Annotated in this window: 18 protein-coding genes and 2 tRNA genes; 11 read left to right on the forward strand and 9 right to left on the reverse strand. The window is 43.7% G+C overall.

The annotated features are described in order from the left end of the window. Window positions 1-28: 28 nt before the first annotated feature. From PO830_RS13945 to PO830_RS13965, 4 genes are all read left to right on the forward strand, one after another. Entirely contained in the window at window positions 29-1,459 is a 1,431-nt protein-coding gene (locus PO830_RS13945) for an ATP-dependent DNA helicase (protein ID WP_272854208.1), read from the forward strand. A gap of 121 nt (window positions 1,460-1,580) precedes the next feature. Beyond that, window positions 1,581-3,395: a 3-deoxy-manno-octulosonate cytidylyltransferase gene (gene kdsB / locus PO830_RS14840; protein WP_442870120.1), complete on the forward strand. Its 1,815-nt coding sequence runs from the start codon at window positions 1,581-1,583 to the stop codon at window positions 3,393-3,395. Between the two features lie 12 nt (window positions 3,396-3,407). Beyond that, complete coding sequence (locus PO830_RS13960) at window positions 3,408-3,944, forward strand: 1-acyl-sn-glycerol-3-phosphate acyltransferase (protein WP_272854189.1); 537 nt, start codon at window positions 3,408-3,410, stop codon at window positions 3,942-3,944. A gap of 197 nt (window positions 3,945-4,141) precedes the next feature. After that, a complete protein-coding gene (locus tag PO830_RS13965; protein ID WP_272854190.1) occupies window positions 4,142-5,185 on the forward strand; it encodes a hypothetical protein in 1,044 nt (347 codons plus the stop codon). Window positions 5,186-5,253: 68 nt separating this feature from the next. Here PO830_RS13965 and PO830_RS13970 read toward each other — a convergent pair whose 3' ends face one another. From PO830_RS13970 to gcvT, 5 genes are all read right to left on the reverse strand, one after another. Next, window positions 5,254-5,979, reverse strand: coding sequence for a YebC/PmpR family DNA-binding transcriptional regulator (locus PO830_RS13970; RefSeq protein WP_272854191.1), 726 nt, complete (start codon window positions 5,977-5,979; stop codon window positions 5,254-5,256). An 83-nt stretch (window positions 5,980-6,062) separates the two neighbouring features. Beyond that, on the reverse strand, window positions 6,063-6,344 hold the full coding sequence (locus tag PO830_RS13975) for a 4a-hydroxytetrahydrobiopterin dehydratase (protein ID WP_272854192.1): 282 nt from the start codon (window positions 6,342-6,344) through the stop codon (window positions 6,063-6,065). Continuing rightward, entirely contained in the window at window positions 6,341-7,198 is an 858-nt protein-coding gene (locus tag PO830_RS13980; RefSeq protein WP_272854193.1) for a sugar nucleotide-binding protein, read from the reverse strand. The genes PO830_RS13975 and PO830_RS13980 overlap by 4 nt, the downstream gene beginning before the upstream one ends. Before the next feature lie 13 nt (window positions 7,199-7,211). Continuing rightward, window positions 7,212-8,126: a glutaminase gene (locus tag PO830_RS13985; protein ID WP_272854194.1), complete on the reverse strand. Its 915-nt coding sequence runs from the start codon at window positions 8,124-8,126 to the stop codon at window positions 7,212-7,214. Further along, window positions 8,126-9,208 carry a glycine cleavage system aminomethyltransferase GcvT gene (gcvT, locus tag PO830_RS13990; protein WP_272854195.1) on the reverse strand — a complete coding sequence of 361 codons (1,083 nt, stop codon included), beginning with the start codon at window positions 9,206-9,208 and terminating at the stop codon, window positions 8,126-8,128. The genes PO830_RS13985 and gcvT overlap by 1 nt, the downstream gene beginning before the upstream one ends. Before the next feature lie 103 nt (window positions 9,209-9,311). Between gcvT and PO830_RS13995 the strand changes: the two genes are divergently transcribed. Next, window positions 9,312-10,859 carry an NAD(P)H-hydrate dehydratase gene (locus PO830_RS13995; protein ID WP_272854196.1) on the forward strand — a complete coding sequence of 516 codons (1,548 nt, stop codon included), beginning with the start codon at window positions 9,312-9,314 and terminating at the stop codon, window positions 10,857-10,859. A 4-nt stretch (window positions 10,860-10,863) separates the two neighbouring features. Here the strand turns inward: PO830_RS13995 and PO830_RS14000 are convergent, their stop codons facing one another. Next, window positions 10,864-11,901 (reverse strand): TlpA family protein disulfide reductase, encoded by a 1,038-nt coding sequence (locus PO830_RS14000; protein WP_272854197.1) that lies wholly within the window; start codon window positions 11,899-11,901, stop codon window positions 10,864-10,866. A 97-nt stretch (window positions 11,902-11,998) separates the two neighbouring features. Between PO830_RS14000 and hutH the strand changes: the two genes are divergently transcribed. Then, window positions 11,999-13,507 (forward strand): histidine ammonia-lyase, encoded by a 1,509-nt coding sequence (gene hutH / locus PO830_RS14005; protein ID WP_272854198.1) that lies wholly within the window; start codon window positions 11,999-12,001, stop codon window positions 13,505-13,507. Window positions 13,508-13,579: 72 nt separating this feature from the next. Here hutH and PO830_RS14010 read toward each other — a convergent pair whose 3' ends face one another. After that, window positions 13,580-16,135, reverse strand: coding sequence for an ATP-dependent Clp protease ATP-binding subunit (locus PO830_RS14010; RefSeq protein WP_272854199.1), 2,556 nt, complete (start codon window positions 16,133-16,135; stop codon window positions 13,580-13,582). 258 nt (window positions 16,136-16,393) lie between these two features. Between PO830_RS14010 and gyrA the strand changes: the two genes are divergently transcribed. Further along, on the forward strand, window positions 16,394-18,904 hold the full coding sequence (gene gyrA / locus PO830_RS14015) for a DNA gyrase subunit A (RefSeq protein WP_272854200.1): 2,511 nt from the start codon (window positions 16,394-16,396) through the stop codon (window positions 18,902-18,904). A 17-nt stretch (window positions 18,905-18,921) separates the two neighbouring features. Continuing rightward, entirely contained in the window at window positions 18,922-20,196 is a 1,275-nt protein-coding gene (locus PO830_RS14020) for a tetratricopeptide repeat protein (RefSeq protein ID WP_272854201.1), read from the forward strand. 49 nt (window positions 20,197-20,245) lie between these two features. Here the strand turns inward: PO830_RS14020 and PO830_RS14025 are convergent, their stop codons facing one another. Together PO830_RS14025 and PO830_RS14030 are read right to left on the reverse strand one after the other, a co-directional pair. Beyond that, window positions 20,246-20,995 (reverse strand): C40 family peptidase, encoded by a 750-nt coding sequence (locus tag PO830_RS14025; RefSeq protein WP_272854202.1) that lies wholly within the window; start codon window positions 20,993-20,995, stop codon window positions 20,246-20,248. Window positions 20,996-21,012: 17 nt separating this feature from the next. Further along, window positions 21,013-22,194, reverse strand: coding sequence for an acetyl-CoA C-acyltransferase (locus PO830_RS14030; RefSeq protein ID WP_272854203.1), 1,182 nt, complete (start codon window positions 22,192-22,194; stop codon window positions 21,013-21,015). 156 nt (window positions 22,195-22,350) lie between these two features. Between PO830_RS14030 and PO830_RS14035 the strand changes: the two genes are divergently transcribed. The 3 genes from PO830_RS14035 to PO830_RS14045 all read left to right on the forward strand — a co-directional run bounded on the left by PO830_RS14035 (window position 22,351) and on the right by PO830_RS14045 (window position 24,863). After that, window positions 22,351-24,393 carry an HD family phosphohydrolase gene (locus PO830_RS14035; RefSeq protein ID WP_272854204.1) on the forward strand — a complete coding sequence of 681 codons (2,043 nt, stop codon included), beginning with the start codon at window positions 22,351-22,353 and terminating at the stop codon, window positions 24,391-24,393. 219 nt (window positions 24,394-24,612) lie between these two features. Continuing rightward, window positions 24,613-24,699 (forward strand) — tRNA-Ser (locus PO830_RS14040). An 89-nt stretch (window positions 24,700-24,788) separates the two neighbouring features. Beyond that, window positions 24,789-24,863 (forward strand) — tRNA-Pro (locus tag PO830_RS14045). The last annotated feature ends 354 nt before the right edge of the window (window positions 24,864-25,217 follow it).

Here is a 25,217-nt window from a genome sequence, read left to right on the forward strand (position 1 = left end):
CTTTGCTTCACATATGGCCGATGATATCATGGATGTTTCACATTTTTATTCTCTTCTCAAATCTAGTTTTCCACACCAAACTACAGAGGGACAAGACGTAGCCCTTCGGCGCCTCGCTTCTTTTATTTGTAGTCCTGAAAAAAATGAGGTGTTTCTCTTAAAAGGATATGCCGGAACCGGAAAGACTACCCTTGTGGGTACCATCGTCAAGAACCTTTGGAAATTGAAGTGGTCGTCGGTATTGTTGGCACCCACCGGAAGAGCCGCTAAAGTGGTCAGTAACTATAGCAATAAAGAAGCCTTTACCATTCACAAGAAAATCTACTATCCCAAAAGCAAAAAGGGAAGTGGAATCACCTTTACCTTGAAGCCGAACAAACACAAAAACACCCTGTTTATTGTAGATGAAGCTTCTATGATTCCTGATATCAATCAAGATTCCAAGCTTTTTGAAAATGGTTCGTTGTTGGATGATCTTATTGAATATGTAGACCAGGGGCATCAGTGTAAATTACTGCTTATTGGCGACACGGCACAATTACCGCCGGTAAAATTAGCGATTAGTCCGGCCTTAGACCCAGAATTACTATCGCTCCAATATCGCAAGGAAGTGATTACCGTACAACTGGACGAAGTGGTGCGTCAGAAGCGGGGAGGGGATATTCTTTTAAATGCGACGGAATTACGAGATTGCCTTGAGAAGGAGGCGTTTGAAAGCTTTCGATTTACACTTGGCGAACAAGAAGAAGTTATTCGTCCTACCGATGGGATGGAACTCATGGATGCCATTCAAGACGCCTATCATCAGTTAGGTACCGAAGGTGCCACCATCATTGTTCGCTCCAACAAACGGGCAAATCTATACAATCAGAACATTCGTAACCGTATTCTATTTCAGGAGGAAGAATTGTCTGCCGGCGATCATCTCATGGTGGTAAAGAACAATTACTTTTGGATCAAACCCCAGTCGGAAGCCGGCTTTATTGCTAATGGCGATGTAGTGCAGGTGCTCGAAATATTTGAATTCAAAGATCTTTATGGGTTCCGCTTTGCGGAAGTGTTGGTACAAATGGTAGACTACCCAAAGATGCGACCCTTTGAATGCGTGTTGCTTATTGACACGCTTACTTCCGAAAGTGCCTCGCTATCCTATAATGATTCCAATCGATTGTATGAGGCCGTGAAAGAAGATTATGCCGAAGAAAAATCCAATTACAAAAAGTTTCTGGCGATAAAGAACAATAAATACTTCAATGCGCTGCAAGTCAAATTTTCATACGCCATTACGTGCCACAAGTCGCAAGGAGGGCAGTGGCACACTGTTTTTGTAGAACAACCCTATTTGCCTAATGGAGTGGATAAAGAATACCTACGTTGGCTCTACACCGCTGTTACGCGTGCCAAGGAAAAACTCTATCTCATAGGCTTCAAAAATGAATTTTTTGAAGATTCGCTGTAAACCTTTTGTAGGTTGCTGCATCTAGTAGGTAGATAATTTTGGAAAACGGCTTCACGGCTGTTAGAATCTTTCTATTTTTGAAGCTTTCTAAAAAATTTCAACCATCGTGAAAATAATTGCTATGATTCCCGCTCGTTATGGGGCGTCACGTTTTCCAGGAAAGCTCATGCAGGACCTCGGCGGCATGTCGGTTATTCTTAGAACCTATAAAGCCACTGTCGAAACCCAATTGTTCGATGCTGTATATGTCGTCACTGATGACGAGATCATTTTCAATGAAATTGAAAGCAACGGTGGAAAGGCGATCATGAGTCAGAAAGAACACGAATGCGGAAGCGATCGCATTGCGGAAGCAGTCGCTACTATGGATGTGGATATCGTAGTAAACGTGCAAGGAGATGAACCTTTTACGAGCAGAGACTCTTTAGAAAAGGTACTTAGTGTATTCCAAGGTCCAGATGCCGAGAAGATCGATTTGGCCTCGCTTATGACCGAAATACACGATTGGAAAGAAATTAGCGATCCCAACTGCGTGAAGGTAATTGTTGATCAACATAATTTTGCCTTATACTTTTCCCGATCTCCTATTCCGTATCCGCGCGATAAGAATACTGCGGTTCAATATTATAAGCATAAGGGTATTTATGCGTTTCGAAAAGAATCACTAATGGATTTTTACCGATGGCCCATGCGTGGGTTAGAAGCTGCTGAAAAAATAGAATGCATACGATATTTGGAATACGGAAAAAACATAAAAATGGCCATATCTAACACAAAAGGAATTGAAATAGATACTCCCGAAGATCTGGTACGCGCCAACAAAGCGTTGCAGCAAACGGAAGAAAAATCGGTGAACCATCGCTATCGCAACTTTCCCATGGTTCCCAAAGTGGTCTACGGCTCCGGAAGCTTTGACCAACTCACCTCCATTCTCGCTCCTAATAGAAACGAGAACGCGCCATTTATCTTTTTGGTAGACGATGTTTTTCGTGGCAATCCATTTCTTATGGATCGTATCGAACTCCATTTCAATGACAAGGTATTTTTTATCTCGGCCGATGAAGAACCCAAGACTTCCCAAGTGGATGCTATTGTTGCCAACATTCAATCTGAATTCACGCGCATCCCCTCTGGAATTATTGGCATCGGAGGAGGCACGGTTCTCGACCTTGCAAAAGCAGTTTCCATTATGCTCACCAACAAAGGAAGCGCCGCCGATTATCAAGGCTGGGACCTCGTTCTCAATAAGGCAGTTTATCATGTGGGAATACCCACCATATCAGGCACAGGCGCAGAAGTTTCTCGCACCGCTGTGCTCACTGGACCCATAAAAAAATTAGGGATCAATAGTGACTTCACCCCCTTCGATCAGGTTATTATGGATCCCGAACTTACGCAAGGAATTCCGAAGAATCAATGGTTTTATACGGGGATGGATTGTTTTATCCATTGTGTTGAATCGCTCAATGGAACGTTCCTCAATGAATTCAGTAAAAGCTATGGTGAAAAAGCCTATGATATTTGCTTAGAGATTTTTCTTAAACAAGAGCTGACCGAAGAAGAAGCTAGAGGTAAATTAATGATGGCTTCCTGGCATGGTGGAATGAGCATTGCTTATTCGCAGGTAGGAGTGGCACATGCCATGAGTTACGGACTCTCTTATGTGTTAGGTACGAAACACGGCTTAGGTAATTGTATTGTATTTAATCATTTGGAAGAATTTTACCCAAAGGATGTCGCGGTATTCAAAGAAATGGTGGCACTACATGATATTCATATCCCACAAGGACTCTGTAAGAACCTGTCAAATGCTGAAATGGATACCATGATCGATATTGCCTTAGGCTTGGTACCGCTATGGGAAAACGCGCTTGGCGAAGATTGGGAGCAAAAAATGACTCGAGACCGACTGCGTTCGCTATATTTGAAGATGTAGCCAAACGCCGTTATGGGGATTACTAAATTTATCTTTCACAAGGTGCTGGGATGGGAAATCCAGGGAAAATTCGACCCAACCATCAAGAAATCGGTAGTGATTGTGGTGCCACATACAAGCTGGCACGACTTCTATGTTGGGGCATTTACAAGACGTATCCTCAAAACAGACATTCATTTTATTGCCAAAAAAGAGTTGTTTAAAGGTCCAATGGGCGCCTATTTCAGGTGGATGGGTGGTGCTCCTTTAGATCGTACTCCAGGCCAGCAAAAAACCGCTGCTATTGCTTCCTTATTCGCAGATCGGGACGAATTTCGACTTGCATTGGCGCCGGAGGGAACCCGTAAAAAAGTGAACGCCTGGAAAACCGGCTATTACTACATTGCCCTGGCCGCGGAAGTGCCCATCATTCCCGTGGCATTTGACTATAGTACCAAAACAGTCTTTATTCATCCTGCCTTTTACCCCACAGGCGATCTTTCCAAAGACACCACAATACTTCGCGCGTACTATCAAAACGTTGTAGGAAAGGTTCCTGAAAGAACCTAGGTCCTTTAACAGTACTCATACTTTTCTTAACGCCTTTTTATGGAAAACTTTTGTTAACCTCTTTGCGAAAGAGTAACTGTAAAATGCTTATTTTCAATATACTGTAGTTAAATATACGTTAAGTATGCCCCCAATTTTCTAGTGCCTTCGAGAATTGTAGTAACTACGTACCAATAATCAAAAACAAATCTAACATTATGAAAAAGATTAAATGGATGGCGTTAAGCCTTGCAACTGTAGGATTGCTTGCATCATGCAGTAATGATGACAATGGTACAGTGACCGGTGATGATACTACAGATGATACCGTAGCATTGCGATCTGAATTGTATGCTTCAAACAACAACAACGGAAATGTTACCAATTATAATGTTTCTGACCTGTCTGTAGAAGATTCTGAAACCTATATTACAATTTCTCAGGATTCCGAAGGCATTTATTACGACGCTACCGATGATGAGTTGGTGCAAGCTTCGAGAACCTTGGGACAACTAAACTCTTATGCCGATATTTCATTGGCAGATGATGGAATCAATTTGGCGTTGAACTTTTCAAGTACCGCCGATCTAACGAGTCCGCGCGACATCGCAGTGGGTGGTGGCGTATATGTAGTTGCTGATAATAGTGACGTAGACGGAGACCCGATGACCGATGACGGAAGATTGTATGTATATGTAGAAGAAAGTTCTGGATTTACCCTGCGTAACACAGTAACGGTCGATTTTGCCGTATGGGGAATTGAATTTGTAAACAGTGACCTGTATGTTGTGGTAGATAAAACTTCAGACATCGCCGTATTCAACAATTTTGCCACCGGGTATACTATCGATGAAACGGCTACACCGTCTAAACGTGTAACGATTGAAGGAATTGTAAGAACTCATGGATTGGCATTTGACGGCAATACCATGATCCTAACAGACGTGGGAGATGCCGGTTCAGACACTGACGGCGCATTTCATATCATTACAGAATTCCAAAGCAAAATTGCCGGAATTTCAGACGGTGGAACCCTGCTTGTCGCTGGAAATCAGGTACGCGTTGCAGGAAGCAGTACATTTCTCGGAAACCCTGTAGCAGCTGAGTTCGACGCTGAAACAAACACGGTTTACATCGCCGAACGTGCCAACGGTGGCGGACGAGTGCTTGCCTTTACCGATGCAAATGCTGGCGGAGACATAAGTCCAACCGCTAATTACGAATTGCAAGGAGCTTCTTCTCTATACTTGTATAAAGAGTAAGAAAAGTTTCTTAAGACAAAAAAAGAGCAGCTATGTAGCTGCTCTTTTTCGTTGTATATACGCTTCAATTATTCTTCCGAAGAGCTTTCATCCATGGTGTGATATACATTCTGAACATCGTCGTCTTCCTCGATCTTCTCTAGTAATTTATCGACATCTTCAGCTTCTTCAGCACTAATCTTTTTCGTCACCTGCGGAATGTATTCAAATCCGGAGGAAAGTATCTCAATGTCATTATCTTCTAGGTACGACTGTATGGCTCCGAAGCTTTCAAAAGGGGCGTAAATTAATACGCCATCGTCATCTTCAAAGATTTCTTCCACCCCAAAGTCGATCAATTCGAGTTCCAGTTCTTCCATATCCTTTCCATCGGCGTCAATGCGAAAATTACACACATGATCGAACATAAAGGCCACAGATCCGGACACCCCGAGACTTCCATCACATTTATTAAAATAAGAGCGCACATTCGCAACAGTACGCGTATTATTGTCGGTTGCCGTTTCAATAAGAATAGCGATACCATGTGGGGCATACCCTTCAAAAAGTACTGTTTTAAAATCCCCTAAACTCTTATCACTAGCCCGTTTAATAGCCCGTTCAATATTGTCTTTAGGCATGTTCACCGCCTTCGCGTTCTGAATCACGGCTCGCAATTTGGCGTTGGTGTCGGGGTCAGGTCCGCCTTCTTTCACCGCCATAACGATATCTTTCCCAATACGCGTAAACGCCTTGGACATGGCTGCCCAGCGTTTCATTTTTCTTGCTTTTCTGAACTCAAAAGCTCTTCCCATAAGTATGCTAGTATTAATAAAAAGGAACGACATTCCTTTTTTGAATCGCTACAAATTTAAAAAATTGAAGTAGATAGCAAACCTTAGCTCACTAATTTGTCGATGATCTGTGCCAGTTGAAAATCCTTCTCTGTAACGCCCCCCGCATCATGCGTGGAAAGCGAAATATTCACCTTGTTATAAACGTTCGACCAATCTGGATGATGTTCTAGCTTTTCGGCTTCAAAAGCAATTCGCGTCATCAGTGAAAAAGCGTCTTTAAAATCTCTAAATTCTATTGAGGTATGCAAGGCATTCTCTTCGTAAAGCCATCCATCCAGAGTGGCAATGTGTTTTTTTATTTCTGAGGCTGATAAGGCTTTCATAAAATGTTTTTTAAGGTTGAAATTTCATCAAATAAGGTACAGGCATCTATCACTTCCGTAGTGGTTATCTGATAGGTCTTCGGAAGTTTTTTTGCTTTGGGAAGCACTGCGAGATATGCATCGTCATTGCTACTGTACACTTTTTTAAAGATAGGCATTTTATCGCCCAAAGCCGAAGCGATCTCATAAAAAAGGTCGTCGTGGTGTATGAGGTCTTCACTCGCTAGATGATAAATACCGTGCAATTCCCGATTGATTATATAATGCATTTGTTGGCATACTTTATCGATCGTAGTCACACTAACAATAATATTTGGAAACACTTCAAAAGGCGCCTCGTGCTTAATAGCTTGTTTTAATTGTACCACCATGGGAGCATTGACGCCTAATACTAAGGGCAGACGTGCGATACTGTAGCGCTTCGCAGGGAGTTGCCGCAATAGCCTTTCTACCGCCAAATGACGTTTGCCAATTGCCGACACCGTAGAGGGAACGGTTTCTTCGTACGAAGGATAGTTCTGATTGCCATCAAACACCACTACAGAAGAAATATAGATCAACCGAACAGAAGTATTTGCTTCCAAATATGCAATGACATCTTTGTGAGCCTGCAGATACGCCGGTTCGGGTGCTGCAAAACAAGATATGATATGGGTAGGCGCAACCTCCTTTAATATGAGATCAATAGGCCCTGAAGTTGCGTCAAAATGAGAATACACCTGATTGCTTTCGTATCGTTCCTGTTGCGAGCAAAAGGTTCCGTAGCAATCGTAAAAAGAACGTAACTCCTGGTATATATGCGTTCCAATAAAGCCGCTTCCGCCCATAATCAATATGCGATTCTTCTCCGTCATATCCTTACAACGCTTAAAATATAGATAGATTGGTTTGAGTGGTAAATTCTTCTAAGGCCAACATTCCCAAATAGCTGTTCCCTTTCTCGTTCAAGCCGGGAGACCAGCAGCTTAAGACGAACTCATTAGGCAGTAGCGCGACAATACCACCCCCCACGCCACTTTTGCCCGGCAACCCTACTTCAAAGGCAAATTCGCCTGCCTCATCATAGAACCCGCAAGTAAGCATGATGGCGTTGATGCGCTTTACCTGATTGATAGAAAGATGTGTGGTGTGCTGCATACACTTGCCTCGGTTTGCAAACAGATAGAACGCATTCGATAGTTGTTTGCAATTCATTTCGATGGAACACTGATGAAAGTAAAAATCCAATACCCTGTCCACGTCATTTTCGAGATTTCCGAAGGATTTCAAAAGGTTGGCAGCGGCATAATTACCATAACCGGTTTCGGCTTCACTGGCCGCCACGGTTTTGTTAAACTGAATGGTGGGGTCGTTTGTTATGCCTTGTACAAACGCCAGAAAATCGTTTTTAGGATCGTCCAACATACTGAGTAGCATGTCAGCAATTACAATGGCTCCGGAATTAATAAAAGGATTTCTAGGGATCCCATTTTCCATTTCTAAGAGAGAAAGGTGATTGAAGGGGTTTCCAGAAGGCTCTACATCCAAACGCCGAAACACTTGATTTTTCAATTTCGAAAAAGCCAGGGCAAAGGATAATACTTTGGAGATACTTTGAATGGAGAACGGTTCTTCCCAATCGCCCACACAATAGTTTTCTCCCTTGATTCGATTCAGGTAGATTCCAAATTTTTCCTTCGGAACGTTTGCCAACTCCGGGATATAGGAAGCCACTTTGCCTTTATCTACTCGCTTTTGGAGCTTCGCATAAATAGAATTGAGTATTTCTTGGTAATCGACCATTAACCCTTGTAAAACGGAAGTTTCACAATGGTTGCCGGAACTGCATTCTTGCGTATTTGAATGAATATTTCCGTACCTGGTGCTTTCATTTCAAAAGGAACATACCCCAAACCAATTCCTTTGCCAACCGAAGGGGCCATGGTACCGCTGGTCACCGTTCCTAGCAAAGTTCCTTCGCGATCTACAATGGGGTACCCTTGTCGCGGAATGCCTCGTTCTTGCAATTCAAAAGCGATCAAGCGGCGTGTGGGGCCGTTTTCTTTCTCTTTTTTAAGCGCTTCTGAATGAATAAAATCTTTAGTAAACTTGGTAATCCAGCCCAGACCGGCTTCTAGGGGAGAGGTGGTGTCATCTATATCGTTTCCGTAGAGACAATACCCCATCTCCAAACGCAAGGTGTCCCGCGCTGCGAGTCCGATAGGCTTAATTCCATACGAGGCGCCCGCTTCTAACACTTTGTTCCAAATCTGTTCGACTTCAGAGTTCTTACAATAAATCTCAAATCCACCGCTCCCGGTATAGCCGGTAGCACTGATGATCACATACTCTATCCCCGCGAAATCTCCTACTTTAAAGGTGTAGAATTTAATACTACTCAGGTCTTCTGAAGTAAGTGACTGCATAGCTTCCACCGCTTTTGGCCCTTGAATCGCCAACAGGGAATAATCCTCACTCAAATTCCGCAATTCCGCTCCCATCGTATTGTGCGAGTTGATCCAATTCCAATCCTTTTCAATGTTGGAAGCATTCACGACCAGTAACCATTTTTCCGCCTCCAGGCGATAAATAATTAAATCGTCTACAATTCCACCTTCATCATTAGGCAAGCAACTGTATTGCGCCTGTCCGTCTACCAGCGTGGAAGCATCATTGCTGCTTACCTTCTGTATGAGTTCTAGTGCGTTTGGACCCGTCACCAAAAATTCACCCATATGGGACACGTCAAAGACACCTACGTCTTTTCTAACCGTTTCGTGTTCGGCGTTTACCCCTTCGTAGGAAACTGGCATCAAGTAGCCGGCAAAGGGAACCATTTTGGCGCCTAACGCTTCGTGAACATGTGTAAGTGCGGTTTTTTTCATGCGGAATCATTTTTCACAAAAGTATTATAATCTTTAAAAGGAGACGATGATATTCTTTGATTGTTTTCAACAAGACAGTACCTTGCAGGAAACTTGAATTTCTATGAAGGTATTTTCCGCAGCGCAATTCTACGAAGCCGACAAACGCACCACAGAGAAAGAAGGAATTTCTTCTCTTGACTTAATGGAGCGGGCAGGGCAGCAGGTCTTCCAGTGGCTTCATCAACGCATGCAAGGGGCTCAGGTTCACATTCACATCTTTTGTGGAATTGGGAACAATGGAGGCGATGGCTTGGTAGTAGGCCGATTGTTGATCGAACACGGGTATCAAGTAACCATCTATATCGCTAATTTTACTGATAAACGTTCTAAATGCTTTTTGATCAATTACGATCGCGTGAAGGAAGTTACCAAGAAATGGCCAGTCTTGATGCGTTCGGCAGCCGACTTCCCTGAGATTGCCCCTCAGGACATTATTGTGGATGCGCTCTTCGGAATTGGTATTAATAGACCTCCTGAAGGCTGGGTTAAGGAACTTATTCAATTCATCAATGCGCAAAAAGCGTTTACGCTATCGATCGATATGCCAAGCGGACTCTACGCCAATGAAGCCATAGAAGATTCTGAAGCCATCGTAAAGGCGAATCATACGTTAACCTTTCAGGCACCTAAATTGGCTTTTTTTCTTCCCGAAACCGGGGCGTTTGTTCCCTATTTCGAAGCGATTGATATCGGACTCGACCCCGAATACCTGCATACCACGCACCCCCTGGCCCGTGTCATTTTAAAACCGGAAGCCCAGCGCTTCTATCAACAGCGAGAAAAATATGCGCATAAAGGTACTTTTGGCCATGTGCTTATCGTGGGCGGTAGCTACGGAAAACTGGGCGCACCACAATTAGCAGCCAAAGCAGCGTATCGCTCGGGAGCAGGTTTGGTGACCGCGTATATCCCCGCTTGTGGTTTTCAGGTGTTTCAAACCGCCCAACCGGAAGTGATGACCCTCACAGACCCAAACGAACACACGCTTTCCGAAGCCGCCTTCGACCTTTCACCTACCACTATGGCAGTAGGTATGGGGATGGGTACCACCTCGGAATCATCAAAAGCGCTTGCAAGTATCCTTGAGAAAGCCGAAGGCCCCATTGTGCTTGATGCCGACGCCCTTAACCTAATTGTCAAGGACCATTCATTGTGGAAGCAGGTTCCAAAACACAGCGTATTAACACCACATCCCGGGGAATTAGAACGTTTGGTTGGAGCTTGGAAGAATGATTACGAAAAGATCGAAAAAGTGCAAGCCCTTTCGAAGGAGTTTGAAGTAATTGTTGTGGTGAAAGGCGCTAATAGCCTTACCGTACTTGGCGATGACGTCTATATCAACAGCACAGGAAATCCAGGGATGGCTACCGGAGGAGCTGGTGATGTGCTCGCCGGGATGCTTGCCGGTCTTATTGCACAAGGCTATGACCCCTTAATGGCCACCATTTTTGGAATTTATTTGCATGGAAGTGCCGGAAATCTCGGAGCCCAGGAACACGGTTTTGAAGCGCTCATGGCAGGAGATATTATTGAATATATTGGCGACGCTTTCTTAGAGTTGTTCCGTCAGGAAGAACCGCAACCTTCCGCAGAGGAAAGGAAAAAATAACCTTTTAAGACGAGAGCAATTGATCTAGCGTTTCCCGAAGTTCTGGATTCGATGGACGAGGCGCGCTTGGATCAGCGATATTTCCTTCCGGATCGATTAAAATAAACCGTGGAATGCCTTTGATCTGAAACCCGGTGACAAAATCAGATTGCCAACCATTCGGAGCGTAAATCTGAATGCCTCCTAGCTTTTTATCGGCGACCATAGCTTTCCAATCGCTTTTGGCCTTTTCCCAAGACCCGTCATGTGTTCTATCATCATCAATAGACATGCTCACAAAGGCAATGTTCTTATCGTGATAATCGGCTTCCAGCTCTTTCAAATACGGAATTTCTGCTTTACACGGAGCACACCAGGTGGCCCATACATCTATGTACACAAACTTCCCTTGTAGCTCTGCCAAGGAGGTGGTTCCTCCGTTATAATTTTCATAGTCCTCGAAGGTTGGCGCCGGTGAACCGACCGGTAGCGCTTGACGCACACGTAAGACACCTCCGTAATACCCTTGCAACGACTTCATGAGTCCGTCGAGATTTCCAGCGGCATATCCCACTACAGAGGAGTCGACCGACTTTTGTTGATCCAGAAACTTATTTAAGGTATTCTTAGCGTCTTCGATCTGCGAATTCATGGCCGTCATATTCTCGGCTTTTGAAAAATCATGAGTTAGCGTTTTTTCTTGCAGCAGGGCGTACGAGGCGAGAAAATTGTTGTTTTCTGCGCCAGTGCCACTGAAGGTGATACTTTCATCAAAGTTAGCAGCATCCAATTGCATGTCTAAGTCGTATCCGTTTTTTAGGTAGATACTGGTTTGTTCAGTTCCATCAAATAGGCGATGTACGTCTTCTGTAACTTTTAAGGTGTCGCTAAACGTTCCGTCGGAAGCGACTTTAATGGTCTTCGAAAACTTCTTATTCCGAATCACGAGCGAATCGCTATTGGCGTTTTGAATGGTACCGGAAAAGGTTACATAGTCCTTTACAGGTTCTTCACAAGAAAAAAGGAGGGAGGAGACAAGAAGAGTTAAAAAAAGGCGTGTCATGTTTCAAGAATTTCTGTAAAAGTACGTCTTTAATTTTACCGAAGGAGCGGAACGCATTAGAATTAGAATTGGTATTTTTGCCCAAACCACCTAATCCATGCCAGACATCCATTACATCAGTTCAGAACTGCTGGACCTACCTACCTTACAGGAGATCATAACGCATCAGAAGACCTTGGAACTTTCCGAAGAAGCGATTCTAAATATTAATAAATCGCATGACTACCTGCATCAAAAGTTGAAGAAGCACGATTCCCCGGTGTATGGGATAAATACGGGATTCGGATCGTTATTCAATGTAAAAATAAGTGCTGACAACCTTTCTCAATTGCAGGAAAACCTGGTGATGTCGCATGCCTGTGGAACCGGTGACTTCGTTCCGATACCCATCGCAAAATTAATGCTGCTCTTAAAAATCCAATCGCTTAGTTATGGCTATAGCGGGGTGCAACTGAAAACGGTTCAGCGACTGGTTGATTTCTACAACAAGGATATTATTCCGGTCATCTACAGTCAGGGTAGCTTAGGGGCTTCGGGAGATTTGGCGCCTTTAGCGCATATGTCGCTTCCTCTTCTGGGAAAAGGGGAGGTCTATATCAACGACCAGATCGTGTCGGCCCAAGAGATGCTGAAAACGTACGAATGGGAACCCATTGAACTTCAAGCGAAAGAAGGGCTTGCCTTACTCAATGGCACTCAATTTATGAGCGCCTACGGCATTCACTGTTTATTGAAATCGCACAAGCTCTGGTACCTTGCCAACCTAATTGGAGCGGCTTCCATTGATGCGTTTGACTGCAATATGAGTCCGTTTGACAAATTAGTACATTTAGTTCGACCTCATAGTGGTCAGATTCATACGGCCGAGCAAATACTCGAATTTTTGGAAGGCAGTGAGATTGGAGCTTCCGAACACAAAATGGTGCAAGACCCCTATTCGTTTCGTTGTATCCCACAGGTACATGGCGCCACGAAAGACACCCTTCAGTTTGTTTCCAAAACCATGAAAACGGAGATCAACTCGGTCACCGATAACCCGAACATTTTTGTGGGTGAGGATACGATCATTTCAGGAGGAAACTTTCACGGTCAGCCCTTAGCGCTCGCACTAGATTATATGGGAATTGCCATGGCTGAACTAGGGAATATTTCAGAACGACGCACCTTTCAATTGGTGTCCGGGCTACGTAACTTACCTCAGTTTTTGGTGAATAATCCGGGGCTGAACAGTGGTTTTATGATTCCGCAGTACACCGCGGCCAGTATTGTGAGTAAGAACAAACAACTAGCAACACCTGCCTCAGTTGATTCGATTGTTTCTTCCAACGGACAAGAAGATCATGTGAGTATGGGAGCCAATGCCGCCACAAAATGTTTACAAATTGTTGACAATGTCGAAACCATCCTGGCGATTGAACTAATGAATGCATCGCAGGCATTGGTGTTTCGCGAACCTAAAAAATCTTCTCCCTTTGTTGAATCCTTTCTAAAAAGTTATCGGGAGGGCGTTCCTTTCGTTGAAAATGATCGCTTGCTGGCCAACGACATTCATACTTCGGTAGGGTTTCTGCAGGGATTGACCATTGATAACGAATTGCTCTTCTAGCAGCGACATTTTAATATACACTAAAAAAGCACCTCGTAAGGTGCTTTTTATATACTTGGGAAGCTACTAAAGTTAGGATTCCGTTGGGTTCTTTTGCTTCTCGATACCGATGGTTAATTCTCCCGAATCGGCATCTAGGTCCATGGTGATCTGGTCGCCTTCTTCCAGTTTCGAATTAATGATCTCTTCCGCCAGCGCATCCTCGATATATTTCTGAATAGCACGCTTTAAAGGACGCGCGCCATAATCTTTATCGAATCCTTTGTCGGCAATATAATCCTTGGCGGCATCGGTGAGGGTTAATTCGTACCCAATGTCTTTGATGCGAAGGAACAGCTTGTCTAACTCAATATCAATAATCTTATGTATATCCTCTTTTTCGAGCGCGTTGAAGACCATTACATCATCTACACGATTTAAGAATTCGGGAGCAAAGGTTTTCTTCAGCGCGTTTTCAATCACGCTCTTGGCGTGAGCATCTGCCTGGCTCTGTTTTGCGGCCGTTCCAAACCCAACTCCTTGTCCGAAGTCCTTTAACTTACGCGCCCCAATATTCGAGGTCATAATGATGATGGTGTTTCTGAAGTCGATTTTTCGACCCAAACTATCTGTTAAATATCCGTCATCCAACACCTGAAGCAACATATTGAATACATCCGGGTGTGCCTTTTCGATCTCATCTAATAAAACAACCGCATACGGTTTTCTGCGGATCTTCTCAGTAAGTTGTCCGCCTTCTTCGTACCCAACATAGCCCGGAGGCGCTCCTATCAAACGAGACACGGCAAATTTCTCCATATACTCGCTCATATCTATACGCACTAAGGCATTGTCGCTGTCAAACAGCTCGCGCGCCAGCACTTTCGCCAATTGTGTTTTACCCACACCGGTTTGTCCTAAGAAAATAAAGGAACCAATCGGCTTATTTGGGTCTTTTAATCCGGCACGGTTACGTTGTATCGCTTTGACCACTTTCGCCACCGCTTCATTTTGACCAATCACCTTTCCTTTAATGCGGTCGGGTAGGGCGGCTAGTTTGTTACTTTCCGTTTGTGCAATTCGGTTCACAGGAACACCCGTCATCATAGAGACAACTTCCGCGACATTTTCTTCGTCTACTGTTTCCTTATGCAGCTTCGATTCTTTTTCCCAGGCTTCTTGAGCAGCCGCTAGTTCCTTTTCCAGGTTTTTTTCATCATCTCGTAACTTGGCGGCTTCTTCGTACTTTTGCTTTTTTACCACGGAATTCTTACGCTCCCGAACTTCTTCCAGACTCGCTTCAATGTTCAAAATTTTGTCTGGAACATTAATGTTGGTAATGTGTACACGAGACCCTGCCTCATCTAAGGCATCGATCGCCTTATCCGGAAGAAACCGCTCGGTCATATAACGATTGGTGAGTTTTACGCACGCCTCTAAGGCATCTTGAGTGTAAGTAACGTTATGATGACTTTCATACTTGTCTTTAATATTCTGAAGAATTTCAATGGTTTCCTCCACCGAGGTAGGCTCTACTAATACCTTTTGAAAACGTCTTTCCAACGCTCCGTCTTTTTCAATATACTGACGGTATTCATCCAGCGTAGTTGCCCCAATGCATTGAATTTCTCCGCGAGCCAGAGCCGGTTTGAACATATTGGAAGCATCTAAAGAGCCTGTAGCGCCACCGGCGCCCACAATGGTATGAATTTCGTCTATGAACAGAATAATATCGTCATTCTTTTCTAACTCATTCATCACCGCTTTCATTCGCTCCTCAAATTGTCCGCGGTATTTAGTGCCGGCTACCAGACTAGCTAAATCCAGCGTTACCAGTCGTTTGTCGTAAAGAATTCGCGATACTTTTCGCTGGGTAATGCGCAAGGCCAACCCTTCCGCGATAGCCGATTTCCCGACACCGGGTTCACCAATCAATAAGGGATTGTTCTTTTTTCTTCGACTTAAAATCTGAGAGACGCGCTGTATTTCACTTTCACGACCTACAACGGGATCTAATTTCCCTTCTTCGGCTAAGGCAGTAAGGTCTCTTCCGAAGTTATCCAATACAGGCGTCTTTGATTTCTTGTTACTCTTAGCGCCACTTCCTCCAGAAAATAAGCTGTCTTTATCATCTTCTGAGGCTGCGTTTTCATCATCACTGGGGAAGGATTCGCTGGTCGGACTATCAGTGAAATCATCGTCCTTTCCAATCAATTGCTTGAATTGATCTTTTACACCATCGTAATCTACTTTCATCTTGTTCAACAACTTGGTGGTAGGATCGTTATCATTCCGAAGAATACACAACAAAAGATGCGCAGTATTGATCGAATTACTTTGAAATAGTTTCGCCTCTAAAAACGTTGTTTTTAGCGCGCGTTCTGCCTGTCGTGTGAGATGCAGGTTCTTTTTATCGTTACCGGCAGTGCCAGCATTTGGGTTCGCCGGACTTAAAATCTCGACTTTTCTGCGTAGGTGGTTCAAGTCGACGTCTAGCGCATTCAAAATGGAAACCGCTTTTCCGTTTCCATCACGAAGGAGACCCAACATCAAGTGTTCGGTACCAATAAAGTCATGGCCCAAACGAAGGGCTTCTTCTTTACTGTACGCAATTACGTCTTTTACCCTTGGGGAAAAATTATCATCCATAAATTCAATTCCTGTGCTACTAAATTACTTAAAAACTACGGTTAGATAGTCAAAAACCGTTCCTCATTAAAGGGGGTAGGAGTAAAAAGACGAAAAAAGCATTTAAAATCAAAGAATAAATGCACTTAATTATCACAAAGCGACTCTTAAATTTTGTTAATAAAATCGTGAATAATGCCCTTCGAAACCCTCTCGAAAACCTATAAAATATAGTATCTTGCTCGTTAGATTAACAGGTAAAAATTAAATTGATTTTTTATGGCTGAAGGCGAAAAATTAATTCCAATAAACATTGAAGATGAAATGAAATCGGCCTACATCGATTATTCGATGTCGGTCATCGTGTCACGTGCCCTGCCAGATGTTCGGGATGGGTTAAAGCCCGTTCACAGACGCGTGCTCTTTGGGATGCATGAACTGGGTGTTCGCGCAAATAGTTCTCATAAGAAATCGGCACGTATCGTGGGAGAAGTACTGGGAAAATATCACCCGCACGGGGATACTTCGGTATACGATGCGATGGTACGTATGGCGCAAGAATGGAGTTTACGATATATGCTGGTAGACGGACAAGGAAACTTTGGTTCGATTGATGGGGATAGCCCGGCAGCCATGCGATATACCGAGGCGAGAATGCAGAAGATTTCCGAAGAAATGCTCGCCGATATTGACAAAGAGACGGTTGATCATCAGCTTAATTTTGATGACACCATCAAAGAACCCACCGTGCTTCCCACTAAAATACCCAGCTTGCTAGTGAATGGAGCCTCGGGTATTGCGGTAGGTATGGCTACGAATATGCCGCCCCACAACCTTACGGAGGTGATTGATGGGACCATTGCCTATATAGATGATAACGACATCGATATCGACGGACTCATGCAGTACGTAAAGGCACCCGACTTCCCAACAGGAGGAGTGATTTACGGATATGATGGTGTGCGAGACGCGTTTCATACCGGCCGAGGTCGCGTGGTGATGCGTGGAAAGGCGCATTTTGAAGAGGTCAATGGTCGCGAATGCATCATAGTAAATGAAATACCGTATCAGGTGAATAAGGCGAACATGATCAAGAAGACCGCCGACCTGATTAACGATAAGAAAATCGAAGGAATTTCGAACATACGTGATGAATCCGATCGAAAAGGGATGCGCATCGTTTATATCTTAAAGCGAGATGCGATCCCCAACATCGTGTTGAACATGTTGTACAAATATACCGAGCTTCAATCAAGCTTTAGTGTCAATAATATCGCGCTTGTCAATGGGCGTCCCAAATTGTTGAATCTAAAAGAATTGATTCACTATTTTGTGGAACACCGCCACGAAGTGGTGGTGCGACGTACCGAATATTTGCTTCGGAAAGCAGAGGAGCGCGCACATATTTTAGAAGGGCTAATCATTGCTTCAGACAATATCGATGAAGTGATCGCCTTGATTCGCGCTTCGGCCAATGCCGAAGAGGCCCGTAACAAATTGATCGAAACCTTTGAACTGACCGAAATTCAGGCCAAAGCAATAGTAGAAATGCGATTGCGTCAACTCACCGGCCTGGAGCAAGACAAGCTGCGCAGTGAGTACGAAGAATTGATGAAAACCATTGAGGATTATAAAGACATTCTTGCCAAAAAGGAGCGTCGCATGGACATCATCAAAACCGAACTCAATGAGATTCGTGAGAAATACGGTGATGAACGTCGTTCTACCATTGAGTATGCAGGAGGAGATGTAAGTATTACCGACCTGATTCCTGACGAACAAGTGGTTATTACCATTTCGCATGCAGGTTACATCAAGCGTACCTCCCTCACGGAATACAAGACGCAAAATCGAGGAGGGGTAGGCCAAAAGGCCTCTTCCACCAGAAATGAAGATTTCTTAGAAGATTTGTTTGTAGGAACCAATCATCAATATATGTTGTTCTTCACCCAAAACGGAAAGTGTTTTTGGATGCGTGTTTTTGAAATTCCGGAAGGAAGTCGAAATTCAAAAGGAAGAGCCATTCAGAACTTGATCAATATCGAACCCGATGACAAAGTGAAAGCCTTTATCTGTACGCAGGATCTTAAGGATGAAGCGTATATCAACAGCCACTATGTGATCATGGCGACTAAGTTAGGACAAGTAAAGAAAACACCGCTGGAACAATACTCAAGACCTCGTACCAACGGAATCAATGCGATTACCATCAAAGACGGAGATGAATTGTTAGAAGCGAAACTTACTACAGGCGATAGTCAAGTGATGCTGGCGGTAAAAAGTGGAAAAGCGATTCGATTCGAAGAAGAGAAAACGCGCCCCATGGGAAGAAATGCTTCCGGAGTCCGTGGAATCAAGCTGGACAACGATCAAGATGAAGTAGTAGGCATGATTGCTATTAACGATACCGAAACCGAAGTTCTGGTAGTTTCAGAAAACGGCTACGGGAAACGCTCAAGTATCGACGATTACCGTATTACCAATCGCGGCGGAAAAGGAGTAAAAACCATTAATATTACCGATAAAACTGGTAACTTAGTGGCCATCAAGAATGTAACCGACGGTGACGATCTAATGATCATCAACAAATCGGGAATTGCCATTCGTATGGAAGTCTCCGATCTTCGTGTGATGGGTCGCGCGACACAGGGAGTACGCGTGATCAAAGTTCGTGAAGATGATGCGATTGCCGCTGTGGCAAAAGTAGTGATAGAAGAGGATGAAGAGATGGAGGAGGAGAATGGCACTACTCTTGATACAAATGAAGAACAAACAGAAAACAACGAATAAATACAAACCCACAAAAAATGAAAAAGTTACTTTTTTTGGCTGGAATTTTTGCCATGAGTACTGCAATGTTCGGTCAATCCAAAGAAATACGAAAAGCCACTCGTGCCATTGATAAAGGTGATGTCGCGGAGGCGATGGAATATGTAAAAGAAGCAGAAGGCATGATGGCTTCCGCTGATGAGGAAGATAAAGTTGATTTCTATCTCGTCAAAGGAGAAGTCTATTTGGCCGACGCGGGCGATTCAAACTATGCTAAAATGAAGACGGCCGCAGAGTCGTTCAAAATGGCCTATGAAATGAACCCATCTGACGAGGAAGCGAAAGCTCGGTTGGATGCCGGACTTCAGAATTTACGTGCTGCCTTGGTAAATAGCGCCGTAGCAGATCAGAATTCTCAACAGTACAAGATGGCGGCCGATAAGCTCTACACCAGCTATATGGTTACGCAAAGAGATACGTCAGATCTATACTACGCAGCGAATAATGCCGTAAACGCAAAGGATTACGATCAAGCCCTTGGATATTTTCAAACCTTATATGAACTTGGTTTTACCGGAATCAGAAAGCGCTTGGTGGCAACCAATGTAGAGACTGGTGAAGAAGACGAGTTCAATAATGAGAATGAGCGTAAAATGAGTGTGTTGGCAAAGCAACATACCAATCCAAAAGAGGTGTATTCAGAATCGCTTCGCGGTGACATTTTATCTAAAATAACGCTAATCCTTATTTCTCAAGGAAAAGACAATGAAGCCCTAGCTATGATGAAAGAAGCACGTGCTGAAAATCCAGACGATACCGGATTGATTCGTGCTGAAGCAGATCTTGCCTATAAGATGGGAGATATGGAGCGCTACGGAGAATTAATGGAGGAAGTAATTGCTTCTGACCCCAATAATCCTGAATTGTATTACAACCTAGGCGTGGGGACGGCACAGCGTGGCGAAACCGACAAAGCCATGGAATACTACAAAAAAGCGCTAGAATTAGATCCTAATTACTTGAATGCTAAAATCAATGTGGCCGCATTAATTCTATCGAAAGAAAGCGCTATCGTTGAAGAGATGAACAACTTAGGAACTTCAGCTGCCGATAACAAGCGCTATGACGAATTGAAAGAACAACGGAAACAGCTTTACATGCAGGCTACTCCATATCTGGAAGCGGCCGTAGCACAACGAGGAGATAATCCTGAATTGGTAAGAACCCTCATGAACATTTACAGCCAGCTTGGACAAGATGATAAGTTCAAGGAAATGAAAGCAAAACTCGATTCTTTAGAGGGCGGGAAATAGCTTAAACACTTTATAAAGAAAAAACCGAAGCAGATCGCTTCGGTTTTTTTTATACAATTCGTTTTATTACCCTGAGTTGATGTGTATGCGCGCGTCGCTCGTAATTGAAAATTCCGGTATGGTCCAATCGATCAATGCGGACGTGCCCATGCGCATGGATTATATAATTATCTTTCATAATGATGCCCACATGCGTAATTGCCCCTTCTTTGTTATCAAAAAATGCTAAATCGCCGGGTTCACTTTCCTCTATAAAGCTTAAAGGTTCTCCCTGTGTCGCTTGCTGACTCGCATCTCGTAAGAGTTCGTAACCATTTAGCTTGTATACCATCTGAGTAAAACCACTACAGTCGATCCCAAAGGGAGTCTTTCCTCCCCAAAGATACGGCGCGTTTAAATAGAGTAGTGCTGTTTCAATTAAATGTGCCTTTGGCATCACCTGCTGAACCTTGCCTCCTTCATGCTGATGCTTCAATAAGGTGGTATGTTGTACCTCGCTTCCCATAGGAAGTACCATAAGTTGTTGTTCTTCGGTAGTGATATACGAAACCAGGTCTGACGTGATCTGTCTAGAAACAGAAAGACAGTCTTGGTACTTACTTTCCAACAAAAAATTAAATTGCTTGCGATCGATCCATCCCTCGTATCGGTCGAATGACAACCGAATTCGGCACCATTTTTTGCGCGTCTCCAATACTTGAAAACATTCTCCATACAATACTTGCGTCACCATCTCGCTGGTATCTGCCGGTTCCAGCCGCAACGGGACGATCGATAAAAAGCAAATACCGTATTGCATCGTTGAGAAAAGAGGGATTAGGCCTTACGCTCGATTACCATGGCCGAAGCACCACCACCACCATTACAAATAGCAGCAGCGCCTAGTTTCGCATTATGCTGTTTGAGGACATGAATTAATGTAATGAGAATCCGAACGCCACTGCACCCGAGAGGATGCCCAAGGGACACGGCTCCGCCATTTACATTTACATTGCTACTATCAAGATTCAGTAGTTTCATATTTGCCAATCCCACGACAGAAAACGCCTCGTTAAATTCAAAGAAATCGATCTCCTCCTTTGAAACCCCAGCTTTCCCTAGGGCTTTGGGAAGTGCTTTGGCCGGAGCCGTGGTAAACCACTTCGGTTCTTGCGCCGCATCGGCATAGCCGCGAATTGTGCATAGTGGCGTCAATCCAAGTGCTTTGGCCTTTTCGGCACTCATCACCACAACCGCGCCGGCACCATCATTAATCGTGGAAGCATTAGCGGCAGTTACGGTTCCTTCTTTAGAAAAGGCGGCACGCAACTGCGGGATCTTATCCATTTTTACATTCTTGAATTCTTCATCCTCAGAAACGATTACAGGTTCTCCTCGGCGTTGCGGTACCGAAACAGGAACCACTTCGTCCAAAAACTTTCCGTCGGCCCAAGCTTTGGCAGAGCGTTGGTAGGATTCTATGGCAAAAGCATCCTGATCTTCTCTAGAAAAGTTGTGCTCGGTGGCGCACAGATCAGCGCACACGCCCATGGCGTTTTGATCGTACGCATCTACGAGTCCGTCTTTCTGCATGCCATCTTCCATGGTTTTAGGTCCGAATTTATGAGGGTTGCGCAAATGAACATAGTGTGGAATGTTGCTCATGCTCTCCATACCTCCAGCCACAATCACATCGGCATCTCCAAGCGCTACCGCTTGTGCTGCCTGCATCACCGCTTTCATACCACTGGCACACACCTTATTAACGGTGGTACACGGAACGGTTTCTGGAATTCCTGCTCCTAACGCGGCTTGACGAGCCGGGGCTTGACCCACACCTGCTTGTACCACATTCCCCATGTACACTTCCTGAACTTCAGAAGGAGCTAACGAAATTTTTTCCAAAGCGCCTTTTATGGCTGCCGTTCCTAATTGTGTTGCAGTCAAGGAAGATAATCCTCCCATAAAACTTCCGATAGGGGTACGTACTGCGGAAACGATAACAACTTCTTTGCTCATGCTATTTAGTTTTCTGAAAATTAAATTTTAATGGGGATCAACCCGCTCTTTATAGTAGCTGCGAATTTACGTATTTAAAGACAAAATAACAATCTATTTAGCACTGTTGGGAATACTGAAGCGATTATCATACCTTTACATTTCGTTGCTAGACGTATGAATTCATTTTTTACTTTCTTCACCCGAAATCAATCCAATATTTACAAGATATTTCTATTTGTCGGGGCAACACTATTAATTCTTTATTTGCTTCCGAAGGGAGGTCAATTCAAATACAACTTTCAGAAAGGCAAACCCTGGCAATACGAAAACCTGTATGCGCCATTTAGTTTTACCATTAAGAAAGATGACGAGACCCTGGCCAAAGAACGTGAGGAAATACGCGACAACGCCATTCCTTATTTTGAATACAACAGTGACATACCCACGAATGCCGAACAGCAATTCAAAAAGTTATTGAATGCCACCTTTGTTGACAGCATTTACAATCTGAGCAAAAGTGAAGTGCAACGAAGAGGAGAAGCGCTCTTAACGGCTTTTTATCGCCAGGGAATTCTCGATGAAGTCCATTCTTATGAAGCCGATCGACTAGTGTATTTGATGAAAGGAAATGAAATTGAAGAACACACCTTTTCTCAATTCTTTATTAAAGAGAACCTCAAAACGGTTATCGACAACCGCACAGGCGATGTTTCCGAGACTGTCCAGGCGCTACTCCGCACGATTATAGATAGGGCGGCAGTTCCGAATGTAACTTTAAACAACAAACTTACGGAGGAGGAGATTGCAGCCGATATTGAAGCCATTAATCCCAATCGAGGTATCGTAGAACGAGGCGGACGCATTATCGCCAAAGGAGAGGTGGTGGAAGGAAATAAGTTTCAGATCTTAAACTCGCTAAAGGGCGAGTACCAATCTCAAGTTTGGAGTCAGTCTAACTATTCCTGGCTGATCATTGGGTACGCCTTGCTCATCGCCTTGGTTTTTTTAATGCTTTTTCTGTTTCTGAAAAAATACCGAAGCATTATCTACGAGAACAATACAAAGGTTACCTTCATTTTCTTTAATATCGTTTTGATGGTATTTCTCACTACCATGGTAGTGAAGTTAGATGCGAAATACGTGTACGTGGTGCCCTTATGCATTTTACCGCTTATCCTAAAAGCCTTTTTTGATCCGAGATTAGGATTGTTCGTCCATGTACTCACCCTACTATTATTAGGGTTCATGGTTCCCAACAGCTTTGAATATCTGTTTTTACAGATCATCGCGGGAATTGTAACGATTTTAACGATTTCGGAACTGTACAAGCGCGCCAACCTGTTTATCTCGGTTGGCCAAATCACTTTGATCTATATTGTTGGATACTTTGCTTTTTTCATTATTCAGGAAGGAAATATCAACCTCCTTGATTGGGAGAATTTTGGATATTTTGTGTTATGCGGACTCGCAACCTTATTTGCGCATCCGCTCATCTATTTGTATGAGAAGTTATTCGGATTGGTTTCTGATGTCTCTCTATTGGAACTAAGTGATACGAACAGTAAATTGCTTAAAGAGCTATCGAATAAGGCTCCCGGCACCTTTCATCACTCTTTGAATGTTGCAAATCTTGCGGAAGCAGCCGCCAATGAGATTGGTGCTAATGCCATGTTGGTGCGGGTAGGAGCACTGTACCACGATATTGGCAAAATGTTGCATCCTACCTTCTTTACAGAAAATCAAGTCAATTCTATAAATACATTAGAGGAAATGCAGCCTCAGGAGAGCGCTGCTATTATTATAAATCATGTTATCGATGGGATTGAAATCGCCAGAAAGAACAATCTTCCAGATCGCGTCATCGACTTTATACGGACGCATCATGGCACTAGCTTGGTTTATTTCTTTTACAAGAAAGAATTAGACGAACAAGGCGAAGTGAATGAAGACGATTTTCGATATCCGGGGCCTATCCCTTTTAGTAAGGAAACAGCTATCTTAATGATGGCCGACAGTGTGGAAGCGGCTAGTAAGAGTTTAAAAGAACCTTCTTCTCTTAAAATTGACAGATTTGTGGAAGACATTATTGATAAGCAAATGGAAACCGGACAATTTCTGAATGCAAATATTACCTTGAAAGAGATTCAGGTCATTAAAAAAATCCTCAAGAAAAAACTCAACAATATTTACCATCTTCGTGTAGCGTATCCGGAATAATTTCTTCTGAAAAATGGAGATGTAGGTAATATAATGCACATGGGCATCAGAGCGGTTAGGCGACAACTCCATGGAATCAAAGGCTTTTTAGCCTTAGTTCGTAGCGTGGAAAGTTTCCAACTACAGGGTTACTAAAAATGAAGCTATTTGTTTGTTTGTATACTAACAAAAAGTTACATTTGCATCCGCGTTCAAAAACGTACGGTCTTACACAGATTTGGAGAGGTGCCAGAGTGGTAATGGAGCAGATTGCTAATCTGTCAACGCGTAAGCGTTGCCGGGGTTCGAATCCCCGTCTCTCCGCCATCGTTTTTATTTTTAAATTAACTAGTATTTCGCTTGTTTTTTGAAAATTGAAAACAGATATTTGCAGCCGCATTTGGAAAGCAATATCGCGGGGTGTAGCGTAGCCCGGTTATCGCGCCTGCTTTGGGAGCAGGAGGTCGCAGGTTCGAATCCTGCCACCCCGACAAAAAACCGGACCTTTGGTTCGGTTTTTTTATTTTTGAATGGTTCGTTTTGAAGTTCTGATCACCATAGAAATGCGACGGAGGTTTTGCTGAGAAAGATGCCTTATTGTTATAGTCAGTACACTCTTTCTAATATGTGCCTTCGCACTATTTGGTAAAACCTTGATGCAGCTGCTGTGTTGGATAGCGCATCCCTCACTAGCGGGACGGTCACAAAAGTGATCAAAATAAAATATTGACCATGGGTCCCGTAGCTCAGCTGGATTAGCGCATCCCGCATTGGCGGGACGGTCACAAGAGTGATCGAAATAAGATATTGACCAATGGTCCCGTAGCTCAGCTGGATAGAGCATC

It is taken from the genome of Altibacter sp. HG106 (assembly GCF_028561755.1).
GTDB lineage: Bacteria > Bacteroidota > Bacteroidia > Flavobacteriales > Flavobacteriaceae > DFVG01.

Bases quoted from the DNA above. Each gene is read 5' to 3' on its own strand.
- PO830_RS13975 (WP_272854192.1), bottom strand. From the start codon at position 6,344: ATGAAAGCCTTATCAGCCTCAGAAATAAAAAAACACATTGCCACTCTG.
- PO830_RS13970 (WP_272854191.1), bottom strand. From the start codon at position 5,979: ATGGGAAGAGCTTTTGAGTTCAGAAAAGCAAGAAAAATGAAACGCTGG.
- gyrA (WP_272854200.1), top strand. From the start codon at position 16,394: ATGGCTGAAGGCGAAAAATTAATTCCAATAAACATTGAAGATGAAATG.
- PO830_RS14030 (WP_272854203.1), bottom strand. From the start codon at position 22,194: ATGAGCAAAGAAGTTGTTATCGTTTCCGCAGTACGTACCCCTATCGGA.
- PO830_RS14000 (WP_272854197.1), bottom strand. From the start codon at position 11,901: ATGACACGCCTTTTTTTAACTCTTCTTGTCTCCTCCCTCCTTTTTTCT.
- PO830_RS13980 (WP_272854193.1), bottom strand. From the start codon at position 7,198: ATGACGGAGAAGAATCGCATATTGATTATGGGCGGAAGCGGCTTTATT.
- PO830_RS13995 (WP_272854196.1), top strand. From the start codon at position 9,312: ATGAAGGTATTTTCCGCAGCGCAATTCTACGAAGCCGACAAACGCACC.
- PO830_RS13945 (WP_272854208.1), top strand. From the start codon at position 29: ATGGATGTTTCACATTTTTATTCTCTTCTCAAATCTAGTTTTCCACAC.
- PO830_RS13965 (WP_272854190.1), top strand. From the start codon at position 4,142: ATGAAAAAGATTAAATGGATGGCGTTAAGCCTTGCAACTGTAGGATTG.
- PO830_RS14020 (WP_272854201.1), top strand. From the start codon at position 18,922: ATGAAAAAGTTACTTTTTTTGGCTGGAATTTTTGCCATGAGTACTGCA.
- hutH (WP_272854198.1), top strand. From the start codon at position 11,999: ATGCCAGACATCCATTACATCAGTTCAGAACTGCTGGACCTACCTACC.
- gcvT (WP_272854195.1), bottom strand. From the start codon at position 9,208: ATGAAAAAAACCGCACTTACACATGTTCACGAAGCGTTAGGCGCCAAA.
- PO830_RS13960 (WP_272854189.1), top strand. From the start codon at position 3,408: ATGGGGATTACTAAATTTATCTTTCACAAGGTGCTGGGATGGGAAATC.
- kdsB (WP_442870120.1), top strand. From the start codon at position 1,581: ATGATTCCCGCTCGTTATGGGGCGTCACGTTTTCCAGGAAAGCTCATG.
- PO830_RS13985 (WP_272854194.1), bottom strand. From the start codon at position 8,126: ATGGTCGATTACCAAGAAATACTCAATTCTATTTATGCGAAGCTCCAA.
- PO830_RS14035 (WP_272854204.1), top strand. From the start codon at position 22,351: ATGAATTCATTTTTTACTTTCTTCACCCGAAATCAATCCAATATTTAC.
- PO830_RS14025 (WP_272854202.1), bottom strand. From the start codon at position 20,995: ATGCAATACGGTATTTGCTTTTTATCGATCGTCCCGTTGCGGCTGGAA.
- PO830_RS14010 (WP_272854199.1), bottom strand. From the start codon at position 16,135: ATGGATGATAATTTTTCCCCAAGGGTAAAAGACGTAATTGCGTACAGT.